Raw genomic sequence first — 14,038 nt, forward strand, 5'->3', positions numbered from 1 at the left:
ATGATATGGCGTACCACGGCGGTGTTGCTGTTGCTGTTTTCCGTGCCGATCCTGGCCTTGTAGTTATGACCAGGGCCCTTTGTCAGTGGCTTTTATCGCGCGCCATGACCGCCTTGAACAGCGCTGACTCCAGCCAGCCCTGCAACCAGCTCCGCAGTCGCGGATAAGCCGCCTCGGCGAACCACTGCGGTTCGACCCCGGCGAACTGGCGCATCAAGGGCAGCAGGGCGGCGTCAGCCAGGCTTGGGTGTGCGCAGAGCAGGTAGGGCCGGCCTTCGAGCAAACCCTCCAACTCTGCCAGCCAGGGTTCGGCCTGTTGCCGATAGTATTCCCGCGAGTGCTCGGGATAGCGTTCGGCATACTTGTACAGGTTCACCTGCTGCTTGAATTCGCTGTCGTTGCGCGCGATCAGGGCATCGGCCTGGCGGGCGGCCTGTGGGTCCGCTTCTAACCGCCAATCCTGCGGGTCATGCTGCGCCAGCGCCCAGCGCATGATGTCGAGGCTTTCCTCCAGCACCAGGGTGCCGGTATCCAGCACCGGCACCGTGCCCTTGGGCGACAGCGCCAGCAACTCGACCGGCTTGGCCTTCAGGCTGACTTCATGGATCTCCACTGGGCAACCTGCGTAGCGCAGGGCCAGGCGCGCGCGCATGGCCCAGGGACAGCGGCGGAAGGAGTACAGGATCACCCGCACACCTCCACTTGGCTCAGACCGTTACCCTGGCGCTGCACCTGGATCTGTACCGGGATACGCTCGTGCATTTCCTGCACGTGGGAAATCACCGCGACCTTGCGGCCCTGGGCCTGCAGGCCATCGAGGGCATCCATGGCCAGTTGCAGCGACTCGGGGTCAAGGCTGCCGAAGCCCTCGTCGATGAACAGCGATTCGATGCGCAACGTGCTCGAGGCCATCGAGGCCAGGCCCAGGGCCAGGGCCAGCGAGACCAGGAAGGTTTCGCCACCGGACAATGAATGCACCGAGCGCAGTTCATCTCCCATCTCGGTATCCAGCACCAGCAGGCCGAGCGAGCTGCCGCCCCGCTTGAGACGATAGCGCCGGGCCAGCTGGCGCAGTTGGCTGTTGGCGTGGTGCAGCAGCAGGTCAAGGTTGTAGCCCTGGGCGATCTTGCGGAACGTGTCGCCGCTGGCCGAGCCGATCAGGGTGTTCAGCCGTGCCCAGCGTTGCCACTGTTGGTAGGCCAGGGTGATCTGTTCGGCAAGGGCCTGATGCGCTTGCTGGCGGCGCTGGTCATCGGCTTGCTCGGCGCGCAGTTCGGCGCACTGCTGCTCGTAGGTGGCCAGTTGCTGTTGTAGTTCGGCCAGGGTTTGCTCCAGTTGCTCGGCGGGCAGTTCGCCGTTGGCTTGAGCTTGATGTTGCTGCAGGCGCTGCTCGCGTTCCTGCAGCAGCACGCGGGCCTGTTCGATGGCGTTTTCCGCTGCTTGCAGGCGCTGGCGTAGCTGCCCCAGTTGCCCGTCGTCGATAGCCAGCAGGCGGGCAAGGCCGGTGTCGTCGAGCTCTGGGTGCTGTGTGCGCCATTCGCTGATCTCGCCTTGCAGTTGCTGGCCTTCCTGCTCCAAGGCCTGCTGGCGTTCTTCGTGGGCCTTGAGTTCGCCGGCCAATTGCACGCCTTGGGTGCGGGTATCCTGCAACTGTTGTGCGGTGGTCGATTCGACTTGTCGCGCCTGCTCGACCTGCTGTTCCAGATGTTGTTGCCACTGTTCGGCGCTGGCGTGCCCGGCCAGCAGACCCTCCAAGGTCTCGCGGGCTTGCTGCTGCTGTTCGGCCAGGCTAGCGATTTGTTGCCGCAGTTCTTCCTGGCGTTGCAGGCGTGACTGCTGTTGCGTCTGCATCTTGTCCAGTTGCTGCTGGCGTTGGCTCTGCTCCTGCTGCTCGTCCTTTTGCTGTTCCAACTGCTGCAAGCGCTGGCTGATCTGCTGGTCGAGGGCGAGGAAGGCGCTGGCTGGTTCGCTGCGCAGGCTCTGGAGAATGTCCTGGGGCAGCAGTGTGGCGAAGTCGGCCAGGGCCTGTTCCAGGCGTTCTTCGTCGGCGGCCAGGGCTTGATGTTGTTGGTTGAGGCGCTGGGTAGCCTGTTGCTGCTGTTCGTTGGCGGCTTGCAGTTGCTGATGCAGGCGGGCGGCATCTTTCTGCAAGGTCAGCAGTATGGCCTGGCGCTGCTCATCGCGGCTGATCTCTTCGTTCAGACGACGCAGTTGGCCGTCCAGCCAGGTGCTGCGGGCCTGGCTGTCCTGGTCGGCCAGAGCGGGCCACAAGGCGTGGGCGGCCAGTTGCCCATCCAGCGGCTGCAGTTGCTCGGCCAGTTGCGCCTGTTGATGCTGGTATTCCCTGATCTGGCCGTTGAGTACGCCGACTTGGGTGCGCAGGTCGTCGAGGCGGGCCTTGAGTGCATCGACCTGGGCCAGGGCCGAGGCTTCCTCGGCCTGGTCGTGGCGCCCTAGGCTGTGCAGGAGCGCGTCGGGCTGGTGGTACGGGTGCTCGGCACTACCGCAGACTGGGCAAGGCTCGCCGTCCTGCAACTGGGCGCGCAGTTCTTCGACGCTGGCGTTGCGCGCCAGGCGCTGGCGCTCGAGCAACTGGCGGGTCAGGGTCAGGGCCTGTTCGGCGGCCTCCAGGTCGGTCTTGGCCTGTTGGCCTTCACCAATCAGTTGCTGGCGCTGCTGCAGGGCAGTCTGCTGGCGTTCGCGCAGGGCCTGGGCGCGCTGTTCCAGTTCCTGTTGGTTGGCGTGCAGGCGCGAGAGTTCTTCGACGGTGCGTTGCTGCTTGCGGTTGTCTTGTAGCAAGGTGCCGAGCAGGCCGATCTGTTCGACCAGGGCATCGGGCTCGGCACCGGCTTCGCGGTACAGCAGTTCGAGGGCGTCGCGCTGGTCCTGCAAGTGGGCGTTGGCCTGGCTGGCCTGGGCCTGCAAACCGGGCAGCTCTTCGCGTCCCTGGTTCAGGCGATTGCCGATCTGCAGCAGTTGCTGCAGTTGGTTGCGATAGGCCTGCCAGGCATTGCTCAGGTCGGCCAGGTGGGCACTGTGTTCCAGCGCTGCCCCGATCTGCGCCAGTTGCTGCTGGCTGCGTTGCTGTTGTTCATCCAACTGGTGCAACTGTTGCTGGCCTTCATCGACGGCCTGGTCGGCCTGTTCGCCGAGCTCGCGCAGTTTGCCCAGGTCCTGCTCCAGGCGGGCGAGGTTGTGTTGCTCGGTGAAGGCTTGGCGCAACAGCGGAGCACTTTCACTCTGCTTGGCTTGGGCTTGGCCAAGGGCCTGGCGAGCGGTGTCGAGGTCTTGTTCCAGCTGCGCGGTACGGGCCTGCAGTTCGCTGTGTTGCTGGCGCTGCCGGGCAATGGCCTCGGCCAAAGGTGCGAGCTGGCTGGCCAGGGCCTGCTGTCGGTTGAAGGTGTGGCGCTTGGGGGCAAGCTGCTCCAGGCGCAGCAGGTCCAGGCGCTCGTCGGCCAGTTGCTGCCAGTGCTGGCGGGCCGCTTGCAGAGCCTCGTTGGCGGCCGCTTGCTGATCCTGCAGTCGGCGTTGTTCGTCGAGCCAGTTGCGTTGCTGTTCCAGTTGGCGCAGCTGGCCCTGGCCGGCCTTGAGCTGCTGCTGTGCCTGATCCAGGCGCAGGTCCAGGTCGGCACGGGCTTCGTCGCTCATGGGCAGCAGGTGGCTGGCACGCTCTTCCAGGGCACGGTGGGCCTCAAAGGATTCTCGGGTCTTGCTGAAGGCGCGTTGGCCCAGACGGGTGTAGATCGAGGTGTTGGTGAGCTTTTCCAGCAGTTCGCTGCGTTCCTTGTCGTTGGCCTTGAGAAAGGCGCTGAACTCGCTCTGGGCCAGCATCACCGCGCGGGTGAACTGCATGTAGTTCAGGCCCAGCCGCGCCTCGATCAACTGCTTGTACTCGTTCTTGCCCTGGCTGCTCAGCAACTGCTCGTTGTCCAGGTCATACAGGCTCTGGCGACTGGCCTGCAACTTGCCGTTGGCCTTGTCGCGCGCGCGGTTGGCCTCCCAGCGGGCACGGTAGCGATGGCCGTCGACGCCGACGAAGTCCACTTCGGCAAAGCCGCTGCCGCTGCCGCGACGCAGCAGCGTGCGCGGGTCGTCGGTGGAGATGTCCGCATCGCCGTCCGGCACCTTGGCCTCCTTGGCGATGTTGCTGAGCCGTGGCACATCGCCGAACAATGCCAGGCACAGGGTATCGAGCAGGGTGCTCTTGCCGGCGCCGGTGGGCCCGGTGATGGCGAACAGGCCGGCGCTGGCCAGGGGCTCGGCGGTGAAGTCGATGTCGATGGGACCGGCCAGGGACGCCAGGTTCTTCAGGCGGATGGCGAGAATCTTCATGGCTGTTCCTCCTCATGCTGGACGTCCTGCAACAACAGGGCGAAATCGGCCAGGACCTGTTCGTCCACGGCACTGCCGTAGGCCTGTTCCCAGGCGCGGCTGAACAGGTCTTGCGGGGTCATCTGGCCCAGTTCGATGAGGTCGCTGCCAGCCTCATCGGCGCCGTTGCGCCCGGCGTACTCGGCGCTGATGCGCACCAGGCGCACGGCCTTGCCGTGCAGGGCGGCCTCGATCTGCTGGCGTAGGTCTGGCTGCGGTTCGTCCAGGCGCACGCGCACCTCCAACCAAGGCTGGCGTTGCGGGTCTTCGAGCAGGTCGACCACCGGCAGGTCGGCCATTTGCTCCAGCAGTTCGCCCAGTGGCGCTGGGCCCAGGCGTTGCAGGGCTACGGCGCGGGGCACCAGGCGCGGTTCGATGCTGACGAGTTCGGCCCCATCCAGTTCGACCTCCACGACCTGGTGCGGGTAGCCGATCTCAGCGAACGACAACGGGATCGGCGAGCCGCTGTAACGGATGCGTTCCTCGCGGTTGACCCGTTGCGGTTTGTGCAGGTGGCCGAGGGCGACATAGCTGATGTGCTTGTCGAACAGGCGCGCGGGCAGAGCTTCGGCATTGCCGATGATCAGGCTGCGTTCGGAATCTTCCGAGACCGCGCCGCCGGCCATGTGCGCATGGCTGATGGCGATCAGGGCCTGGCCCGTCTTGCGCTTTTTCTGGGCGGCAGCGATCAGTTGCTGGTGAACCTGGGTGATGCCTTGCAGGTAATCGTCCCCCAGCAGCGGGCCGGTGACTTCCGATGGGCGCAGGAAGGGCAGGGCCAGGCACCAGGCGCAGACCTTGCCACGGGCATTGGTCAACGGGATCAGCAATCGTTCGCTGTCGAGCTGGCCTTCGTCCAGCCAGTGCACACGGCCCAGGGCATGGGTACGTAGGCGCCGCATCAGCGCGGCCGGCAGTTCGATGCGCGAGCCGGAGTCGTGGTTGCCAGCGATCATCACGATGTCCAGCTTCGGTTGTTGCTCGTGGGCCTGGACGATGAAGTCGTAGAGCCGTTCCTGGGCTTTGACCGGTGGGTTGACCGTGTCGAAGATGTCGCCGGCGATCAGCAGCGCATCAGGCTGGCGCAGGCGCAGTTGGCCGAGCAGCCAGTCGAGGAAGCAGGCGTGTTCGAAGTCGCGTTCCTGGCCATGGAGGCTTTGGCCCAGGTGCCAGTCGGAGGTGTGAAACAGACGCATTAGGGGTTCCGCACAGTGCCGGCGCGGCGCACAGGGTGCCACGCCTCAAGGGTTATTTAGGGTACAGCGGCGGCAGGCTGCCAGTCTCGCTGGGCAGCGGCTGGACCTGCTCGGCCGGTGGGATGGTGCCGATGGCGCGCCACAGCTCGTCGCCGTGCCAGTATTGTCCGCTTTCGCTGTACAGGGCGCTATTGAGGCCATCCAAGGCATCGGACAAGGGTACGAAACGCGCGGCCATGTCGGCCAGGGTTTCCGGTTGTTGGCGCGCCCAGGCATCCAGGGCCTGGCGCGTCGCTTGGGGATCGTTGGCTTGGCAGGCGCGCTTGAGGTCGTCCAACAGGCTGCGTGGGCTCGGGCCATTCTGCGCGGCGCGCAGAACGGCCGGTTGCGAGCGGGCCCGCCACCACAAGGCAAAGCCGAGCAGAGTGGTCAGGGCCAGCACCAGGGTGCTCAGTTGCCAGGGCCAGAGCAGGGCCGTGCGGGCGCCGCTGTCACTGACCGGCGTCTCGATACCCAGTGCCGGGTTGTCTTGCACGTTCAGGGCGCGGGCAGGCAGGCTGCTGTGCTCCAGGTGATCTTCACGGGTGTTCCACCAGGTGACCTCCTGGGCCGGCAGTTGCAGGTTGCCGGCATGGGTCGGTACCAGCGCCTCGCGTTCTTCGCGGTTGGCGGTCATGCCGCGCTCGCTGACCTCGTTGCGCAGTTGTGCTTGGTCCGGGTAGCGGCGCAGGCCCTTGACCTCGGTGGCGGGCAGCGGTGGTAGTTGGGTGCTGGACAGTCCTTCTGCACGCAGGGTGATGCTGCGGGTCAGGGAGTCGCCGATCTGTGTCGGCTGACGTGCCGGGTCCGGGTTCCAGTGTTCTTCCAGGGTCAGGCTCCGTGCCGGCAGCCAAGGGGCGTCGGCCGGATACTCGGGCGGAATCGGCCTGGCCTCCAGGCGCAGCGGCAGCGAGCTGACTTGTACCTGTTTGCCGCCCCGCGGGCTGCCGGGCTGTTGCTGGGCAGTGTCCACCGCCGTCGCGGTGAAGGTCAGCGGCGGGATCTCGAGCGGGCCGCTCTGCTGTGGGTAGAGGGCGTAGCGCATCTCGATCACGCCATGGCGTACGCCGTTGATCTGCTTCTCGTAGGTGCGCGACTCGCCCAGCGGTTCGACCTTGGCGTTGTCCAACTGCAGCGGGCTCAGGCTGCTGTCGTCATACAGCGACACCGAATGATAGATGCGCAGGGTCAGTACGGCCTGGGCCTGGACGTAGATGTTGTCGCTGTCCAGGGTGGCTTCGATGAACACCTGGGCGGCGCTGCCTGGACGGCTGCTATCGGCTGGTTGCACCTGCAGGTCGATGGCCTGGCTGCGCGCCTGGCCCAGCTGTAGCGCAGGAATCTGCAGACTGCCGCTGCGCCGTGGCAGCAGGGTGATGATCCAGCGGGTGCTGGCGCGGGTCTCGCCGTCGAGGGTGTGCAGGCTGTTGAGCTGGCGTGTGCCGCGCACTTCGAAGTCGCCCTCCAGGGCGCTCAGGTCAGGCTTGCCGAATTGGGTCACGTCCTGGCTTTCCAGGGTCAGCTCCAGGGTTTCACCGGCTTCCAGGCGCGCACGGTCGACGCTGGCCTGCAGCGCGGCCTGCGCTTGCACGGTGAACAACAGGCTGAGGAGAAGGACGCCGAGGCGACTCATTGTGAGGTTCCCTGATGCAATTGCTGTTCATACCAGAATTTGCGCCGTAGCAGTTCTGCCGGGTTGTCGGGGATTTCCCGCAACCATTGCTCCAACGCCTGGCGCTGCTCGGCGTCCAGGCTGCTGGAGACTGGCCGTTGGGGCGGCCGGGTGACCTTTTCATCGTCGCCCCCCTGGTTGGAGGATTGTGCCTGGCCGTTGCTGTTGCTGTCGCCGCTGTCTCCGGGCACGGCTTCGTCTTCGTTACCGGGGATACCCTGGGCTTGGCTGCTGGCCGAGCTGCTGTTGCCGTCGGTGTCGCTGCCTGGAGTGCCTTGGGCATCACTCGGTGTGGGTTGCGCCTCGGCCGTGGCTTCGCGTTGTTGCAGCAGTTGTTCCACCAGGGTCTGGTTATCCAATGCCACCTGCAGGTCTGGCTGGCGTTCCAGGGCTTGCTCGTAGGCATCCAGCGCCGCTTCCAGCTCGCCACTGCGGGCCAGGGCATTGCCACGGTTGTAGTGGGCCGTGGCGCTGTTGTCCTGGGCGAAGGCGCGTGCCGCCGCGGCAAAATCGCCGGCTTGGTAGAAGGCTATGCCTTGCCATTGCGGGTCCCGGAAATGTCGTGCGGCCTCGGCTGGGCGCTGTTGTTCGAGCAGACGCTGGCCTTGCTGGTCGGGGCGCAGCCACAGGTCGTTGAATTCGAAGGCTTGGCTCGGTTGGGGCAGGGCCAGCAGCAATGGCAGGCAGAACAGCCAGCCACGTCGACCGGCACAGGCTGCCAGCAGCAACAGTGGCAGCAGCAGCCAGTAGCCCTGGTCGGCCCAGCTGTCCAGGTGCAGGGTCTGGCCTTCGTTGCGCAGGGCCCGGGGATTGTTGAACAGGCCCAGGCCGCGCAGGTCCAGGTCGTCGATGCGGGCGTGGCGGTAGCGGCCACCTGTGCTGCTGATGAAAGCCCTGAGACTGGCGCTGTCCAGGCGTGGCAGGAGGATGCCGCCCTGGTCGTCCTTGAGGTATTCGCCGGTGGCCTGGCGCACTGGCGCGCCTTCAGCGCTGCCGATACCGAGCATCAGCAGGCTCGGCCCTTGGCGGCCCAGGGCCTGGAGGATACCTTCCCGTTCCCGGGCGCTGAGCGAAGAGCCGATCAGCAACAGGCGTCCCTGGCCCAGACCGCTTTGGGCCAGCAGCGCCAGGCCCTTGCGCACGGCCAGGTCGGCGCGTTGGCCGGGCTGGGGCATGATCGACGGGTCCACGGCTTCGAGCAGGTTGCGGCTGGTCGCCAGGTCGTCGGACAGCGGCACCAGGGTGTGAGCGCTGCCGGCGTAGACCACCAGCGCGGTCTGGCTGTCACGCCGGTGTTCGAGTAGGTCGAGGATCTTGCGCCGGGCCTGTTCCAGGCGGTTGGGCGTGCTGTCCTGGGCAAGCATCTGCGGTGTCAGTTCGAGCAGGATCACCAGCGGGTCGGCCGGGCGTTGGCGGGTTTCTTCCAGGCGTTGCCAGCTTGGCCCCAGCAAAGCCAGGACCACCAGTAGCCAGGCCAGGCCCAGGGCGACCCACGGCAGCTTGCTGGTGTTGCCACTGCCGCCGCCCAGCAGCACGGCATGGAACTGCGCTGGGAGGATCATCTGCCAGCGTCCGGCGCGCTTGCGCCGGTGCCAGAGTTTCCACAGCAACCAGGCGAGCAGCGGCAGTACCAGCAGCCAGAACGGACGCAGCCACTGCGGCCAGAAATCGATCATCGCCGCCTCCTCAGACGCTGGAGCCGTTGCCGCCAGTCTGGGTGTGGTTGCAGCAATAGCGGCCGGCGCAGCAGGCGCTGCAGCAGATTGTCGGGCCATTGTGCCGCGATCACCAGTAGGACGCTGAGCAGCAGCGCCAGGGCCAGGGGCCAGCTGTACAGGGCTGTGGCCGTGCGGGCCTGGGTGGGTTGCTGGGCCACGGGCTCCAGCTCGTCGAGGGTGTCGCCGATCGCGCCCAGCTCGGCACCGTCATGGGCGCGGAAATAGGCGCCATGGGTGATTTCGGCAATCTCCCTGAGCGAGGCCTCGTCCAAGTCCAGGCTCGGGTTGAGTCCAAGCAGTCCAGGGGTGCCGCTGGCCTCTGGGTTCGCCCCGATGCCGATGGTGTAGATGCGTACGCCTTCCTGGGCGGCCAGGCGCGCGGCGGTCAATGGATGGATCTGCCCGCCGTTGTTGGCGCCATCGGTGATCAGGATCAGCACACGGCTCTGCGCTGGACGCTGGCGCAGGCGCTTGACTGCCAGGCCAATGGCGTCGCCGATGGCGGTGTTCTTGCCGGCGATGCCGATCTGCGCTTCGTCGAGGAAGGTGCGCACGGTGCGTCGGTCGAAGGTCAGCGGCGCCTGCAGGTACGCCTGGCTGCCGAACAGGATCAGGCCGACACGGTCGCCTTCGCGGTCCTGCAGGAAATCGCCGAGCAGTGCTTTGACCAGGCTCAGGCGGCTGACGTCTTCGTCTTGCCAGTGCATGTCGGGGAAGTCCATGGAACCGGACACGTCCACCGCCACCAGCAGGTCGCGGCCGCTGGCCGCCACCGGTACCGGTTCACCCAGCCACTGGGGCCGAGCGGCGGCCAGCAGCAGGAGCAGCCAGATCAGCACATAGGGCGCCTGCTGACGCCAGGTCGGCAGTTGCAGGCGGGCGCGGCGCCCGGCCAGGCTTTCCAACTCCTCGAGAAACCCCACCTTGAGCACCGGCTCGCCGCTGTCGGCCGTGGGCAGCAGCAGGCGTGCCAGCCAGGGCAGTGGCAGGAGCAGGAACACCCAGGGCCAGGCCAGTTCAAACATGCTTGCGTATCCAGGTTTCGACCGCCTGGCTGAGCCCGGCGATGGCCTTGTCGTCGAGTCTGCACTCGGGCTTGTAGGCGCCTTCGACCAGCACCATCCAGCGGGTCAGGCCGGCGGCGGGGCAGCGGTTGTCGAGGAACGCCAGCCACTGCCGGCCGTTGAGAGTATGGCTGTTGGCACCGGGGTAATGGTTGCGGCACAGGCGCTTGAGCAGGGCGTTGATCTGCTGCAGCCAGGCGCCGGCCGGCGCGCCGTCGTAGGGGCGGGGCAGGCGTGCCAGCTCGGCCAGGGCTTCCAGGCGGATTGGGTCCAGGGGTTGTTCGGCGCGTACTATCCGGCGCTTGCCCGGCCGCCAGTGGCGCAGGCGCCACAAACCCCAGGCCAGCACTGGCAGGAGCAGTAGCACGGCCCACCAGCCCGGTGCCGGTGGCCACAGGCCGACCGGGGGCGGGGCGATCAGCGGTTGCAGTTGGTCCAGCGGGTTCATGAGGTGCTCCCGGGACGCTGGGCGTTGAGGTGTTCACGCAACTGCTCGATCATTTCGCTTTGGGTGCTCAGGGGCATCAACAGCACCCTCAACTTCTGGGCCAGCAGTTCCCAGCGTTCGATGCGCGCCTCACCTTGTTGGCGGTAATGTTGGCGCAGGTTCGCGTCCAGGGTATCCAGCTCCAGGTGTGCGCCATGCTGGGCGAAGCGCAGCAGGCCGGCGGCCGGCAAGGCGTGGTCGAGTGGGTCGGACAATGGCATCAGCAGCAGGTCGCAATGCCGCGACAGCAAGCTCAAGTGCTGCTCGGCCGCAGGCGTCAACGCCCGCTCGTCGCAGATGACGATGGCCAGGCTGCCCGGCCGTAGTACCTCGCGGGCGCGGCGCAGGGCCAGGCCCAGGCTGTCGGGTTGCGGTACGGCCTCGGTGTGCAACGATTGGTTGACCCGCGCCAGGCGGTTGAGCAATTGCAGCAGGCTCTGCTTGCTGCGCCGGGGCTTGATCTCGTAGTGCTCGTCGTCACCGAACACCAGGCCGCCGATACGGTCGTTGTGGCCCAGCGCGGCCCAGCCGAACAGGGCGGCGGCCTGGGCCGCCAGCACCGACTTGAACATCAGCCCGGAACCGAAGAACAACCGTTGGCTTTGCTCGGCGAGGATGAAGATCGGTCGTTCGCGCTCCTCGTGGAACAGCTTGGTGTGGGGCTCCTGGGTGCGTGCTGTAACCCGCCAGTCGATATTGCGCACGTCATCGCCGGCCTGGTACACCCGCACCTGGTCGAAATCCACGCCACGCCCGCGTAGCTTGGAATGGTGCAAGCCCACCAGCGGGCTGCGCTGGCCGGGCCGGGAGAACAGCTGCACTTCGCGCACGCGATGGCGCATCTCGATCAGCTCTGTGAGGCTGATGCGGATGCCGGGTGCGGCCAGCTGGGCGTCAGGCATGGGGTCAGGCAACGGCGACGGCGTCGAGGATACGCTGGACCACCCGGTCCTGGTCGATCCCCGCTGCTTCGGCCTCGAAGGACAGGATGACGCGGTGGCGCAGCACATCGAAGAGCACCGCCTGGATGTCCTCGGGGCTGACGAAATCCCGCCCGGCCAGCCAGGCATGGGCCCGGGCGCAACGGTCCAGGGCGATCGAACCACGTGGGCTGGCGCCGTAGGCGATCCAGTCGGCCAACTCCGGGTCGAACTTGCCTGGCGTGCGCGTGGCCATCACCAACTGCACCAGGTACTCCTCCACGGCGTCGGCCATGTACAGGCCGAGGATCTCCTTGCGCGCAGCGAAGATCGCCTGCTGGCTGACCCGCCGTTCCGGCTTGGTCTCGCCGTTGAGCGCCTCGCCCCGGGCCTGCTGAAGGATACGCCGCTCTACGGCGGCATCGGGGAAGCCGATCTTCACATGCATGAGGAAACGGTCGAGCTGGGCTTCGGGCAGTGGATAGGTGCCTTCCTGCTCGATCGGGTTCTGTGTGGCCATGACCAGGAACAAGGGCGACAGCTCATAGGTGCTGCGACCGACGCTGACCTGGCGCTCGGCCATGGCTTCGAGCAGGGCGGACTGCACCTTGGCCGGCGCGCGGTTGATCTCGTCGGCCAGGACCAGGTTGTGGAAGATCGGACCTTGCTGGAACACGAAGCTGCCGGTTTCCGGACGATAGATCTCGGTGCCGGTAATGTCGGCCGGCAGCAGGTCGGGTGTGAACTGGATGCGATGGAACTGCGCTTCGATCCCTTCTGCCAGCTCCTTGATGGCCTTGGTCTTGGCCAGCCCGGGAGCCCCCTCGACCAGCATGTGGCCGTCGGCCAGCAGCACGATCAGCAAGCGCTCGATCAGTTTCTCCTGGCCAAGGATCTGGGTTGAAAGAAAGGTGCGCAGCGCGTTCAGCGCTTCACGGTGTTCCATATCGTCGACGGTTCCTGAAATAGGCCTGGGCGCGCGGGGGAAGCAGCTCCCGGGCAGGGGCTGATACTTTAATCCATCCGGGCCGGTGCCGACCAATGGCGGCACGGAAAAATCTCGAAAACCCGAAGTGTTCGATATTTAGGAATAGCCCGTCAGGGGTATCGGAAGTTGCTGATTTGTAAATAGGACTGCTTGCCCTTCCATGTGGCGTTTTCAAGGAGGGATCAAGGATGAACATGTACAGCGCGACGTCCGACCCAGTGCAGGCGATCACCCTGAGAGTAGGGATATTCTTCGATGGCACAGGCAACAATCGCAGCAACAGCGTCGAAACTTCCGGGGTGCCCGCCGATGGGCTGGAGAGCCTGTCGGACACCAGCTATGGCAACGCCCTGACCAACGTGGCGCTGCTTCATGAGTGCTACCAGGAGACGGTGGGCCGCTTGGGGGAGGGGGATGCACGGGCTTTTCTCAAGGTCTATGTCGAGGGCATCGGCACTACCCAGGGCCAGGCCGACTCCCCCTATGCCCAAGCCACGGGGCGCTGGCGTACAGGTGTCATGGCCCGCGTGGTCCACGCTGTCGAGGCTTGCGCCGGCCAACTGGCAGCAATGCTGGCCAGCCATCCTCAGGTGCGGATCAGGGCGGTCGAGTTCGATCTGTTCGGCTTCAGTCGGGGAGCCGCGGCGGCCAGGCACTTGGCCAACGACCTGCTCAAGGGTGACGACAGCCTGCTGGCCAAGGCCATTGCCAGCAAGCCGCAGGTGTTTGCTGAGGCGTTCAAAGGATCTGCCGGTATGCTCATCAACTTCATTGGCCTGTTCGACACGGTGGCGGCGATCATTTCGCCTTTGAGCGGCGATTTCAGTGCCAGCAACGATCGCAATGACGGCCTGGACCTTCACCTGGGGCCGGATGCGGCGCGCAAGGTGGTCCAGTTGGTCGCCGCCGACGAGCATCGGCACAACTTCCCGTTGGTCCATACCGACCATGACATCCCTGTGCCTGGTGCCCATTCCGATATTGGCGGGGGCTATTTGGAGCGAATGCAGGAGCGTGTCTTGCTGAGCAAGCCGCGCTCGAACCGGGTTCCGGCCGGCACGCCGGTGCAGCGGACCACGGCCCATGCCGCTGCGGAGGCCTTGCTGGCCAGTGAATACGCTGACTCGCCGCCGCCCCGTCCGAGGGTCCTGACGTGGGAAGTGCCCTTGGCGGAAGACCGCTGTAAGCGGCAGGGGCCGGAAAAGCAGGTGTACGCTACCTTGTTCCGCGAGCGCGAAGTGCATGGCCACCTGTCGAGGGTCTACCTGCGCATCATGCGCGAGCTGGCGGTTGGCTGCGGGGTGCCTCTGACCGAGCTGGACCAAGCGGCTGAGCGTTACTGCCTGCCCCAGGACCTGCAGGGCATCGGCCAGAAACTGCAGGATTTCGCCCTGGGGCGTAGTCCTGCGCCAAACCTGACCGATGAAGAACAGCACCTGCTGCGAGCGAAGTACATCCATACCTCCGCACACTGGAACCCGCTCAAGGGGTTGCGCAACAGCGCGCTGGACCTGTTCTACATCAACCGGCCCGCCGAAGGGGGCCGGATGGTGCATGGCAAGGTGACCGTGTAGCGCCTATAC

The 14,038-nt window shown here is 65.9% G+C and carries 10 protein-coding genes; 1 reads left to right on the forward strand and 9 read right to left on the reverse strand.

Features of this window, described 5'->3' with window-relative positions; all coding sequences use genetic code 11:
* Nucleotides 1–82: 82 nt before the first annotated feature.
* The 9 genes from ACYU03_RS08415 to ACYU03_RS08455 are packed head-to-tail and all read right to left on the reverse strand — an operon-like array spanning nucleotide 83 to nucleotide 12,413.
* Nucleotides 83–688, reverse strand: a complete 606-nt coding sequence (locus ACYU03_RS08415; RefSeq protein ID WP_461889680.1) for a glutathione S-transferase — start codon at nucleotides 686–688, stop codon at nucleotides 83–85.
* Nucleotides 685–4,332, reverse strand: a complete 3,648-nt coding sequence (locus ACYU03_RS08420; RefSeq protein ID WP_461889682.1) for an AAA family ATPase — start codon at nucleotides 4,330–4,332, stop codon at nucleotides 685–687. Before ACYU03_RS08420 ends, ACYU03_RS08415 begins: the two co-directional genes overlap by 4 nt.
* Complete coding sequence (locus ACYU03_RS08425; RefSeq protein WP_461889684.1) at nucleotides 4,329–5,567, reverse strand: exonuclease SbcCD subunit D C-terminal domain-containing protein; 1,239 nt, start codon at nucleotides 5,565–5,567, stop codon at nucleotides 4,329–4,331. Before ACYU03_RS08425 ends, ACYU03_RS08420 begins: the two co-directional genes overlap by 4 nt.
* 52 nt (nucleotides 5,568–5,619) lie before the next feature.
* A complete protein-coding gene (locus tag ACYU03_RS08430; RefSeq protein ID WP_461889686.1) occupies nucleotides 5,620–7,239 on the reverse strand; it encodes a BatD family protein in 1,620 nt (539 codons plus the stop codon).
* Entirely contained in the window at nucleotides 7,236–8,954 is a 1,719-nt protein-coding gene (locus tag ACYU03_RS08435) for a vWA domain-containing protein (RefSeq protein WP_461889688.1), read from the reverse strand. The genes ACYU03_RS08430 and ACYU03_RS08435 overlap by 4 nt, the downstream gene beginning before the upstream one ends.
* Nucleotides 8,951–10,021, reverse strand: coding sequence for a vWA domain-containing protein (locus tag ACYU03_RS08440; RefSeq protein WP_461889690.1), 1,071 nt, complete (start codon nucleotides 10,019–10,021; stop codon nucleotides 8,951–8,953). The genes ACYU03_RS08435 and ACYU03_RS08440 overlap by 4 nt, the downstream gene beginning before the upstream one ends.
* Nucleotides 10,014–10,508 carry a DUF4381 domain-containing protein gene (locus ACYU03_RS08445; protein ID WP_461889692.1) on the reverse strand — a complete coding sequence of 165 codons (495 nt, stop codon included), beginning with the start codon at nucleotides 10,506–10,508 and terminating at the stop codon, nucleotides 10,014–10,016. Before ACYU03_RS08445 ends, ACYU03_RS08440 begins: the two co-directional genes overlap by 8 nt.
* Nucleotides 10,505–11,449, reverse strand: coding sequence for a DUF58 domain-containing protein (locus ACYU03_RS08450; protein WP_461889694.1), 945 nt, complete (start codon nucleotides 11,447–11,449; stop codon nucleotides 10,505–10,507). The genes ACYU03_RS08445 and ACYU03_RS08450 overlap by 4 nt, the downstream gene beginning before the upstream one ends.
* Nucleotides 11,450–11,453: 4 nt before the next feature.
* Nucleotides 11,454–12,413: an AAA family ATPase gene (locus ACYU03_RS08455; RefSeq protein WP_461889695.1), complete on the reverse strand. Its 960-nt coding sequence runs from the start codon at nucleotides 12,411–12,413 to the stop codon at nucleotides 11,454–11,456.
* A 230-nt stretch (nucleotides 12,414–12,643) separates the two neighbouring features.
* Here ACYU03_RS08455 and ACYU03_RS08460 point away from each other — a divergent pair, with 230 nt between their 5' ends.
* The gene (locus ACYU03_RS08460) at nucleotides 12,644–14,029 is read left to right on the forward strand and encodes a phospholipase effector Tle1 domain-containing protein (protein WP_461889697.1); all 1,386 of its coding nucleotides are present in this window, start codon (nucleotides 12,644–12,646) and stop codon (nucleotides 14,027–14,029) included.
* Nucleotides 14,030–14,038: the final 9 nt, after the last annotated feature.

Source organism: Pseudomonas sp. X10 (assembly GCF_054889225.1).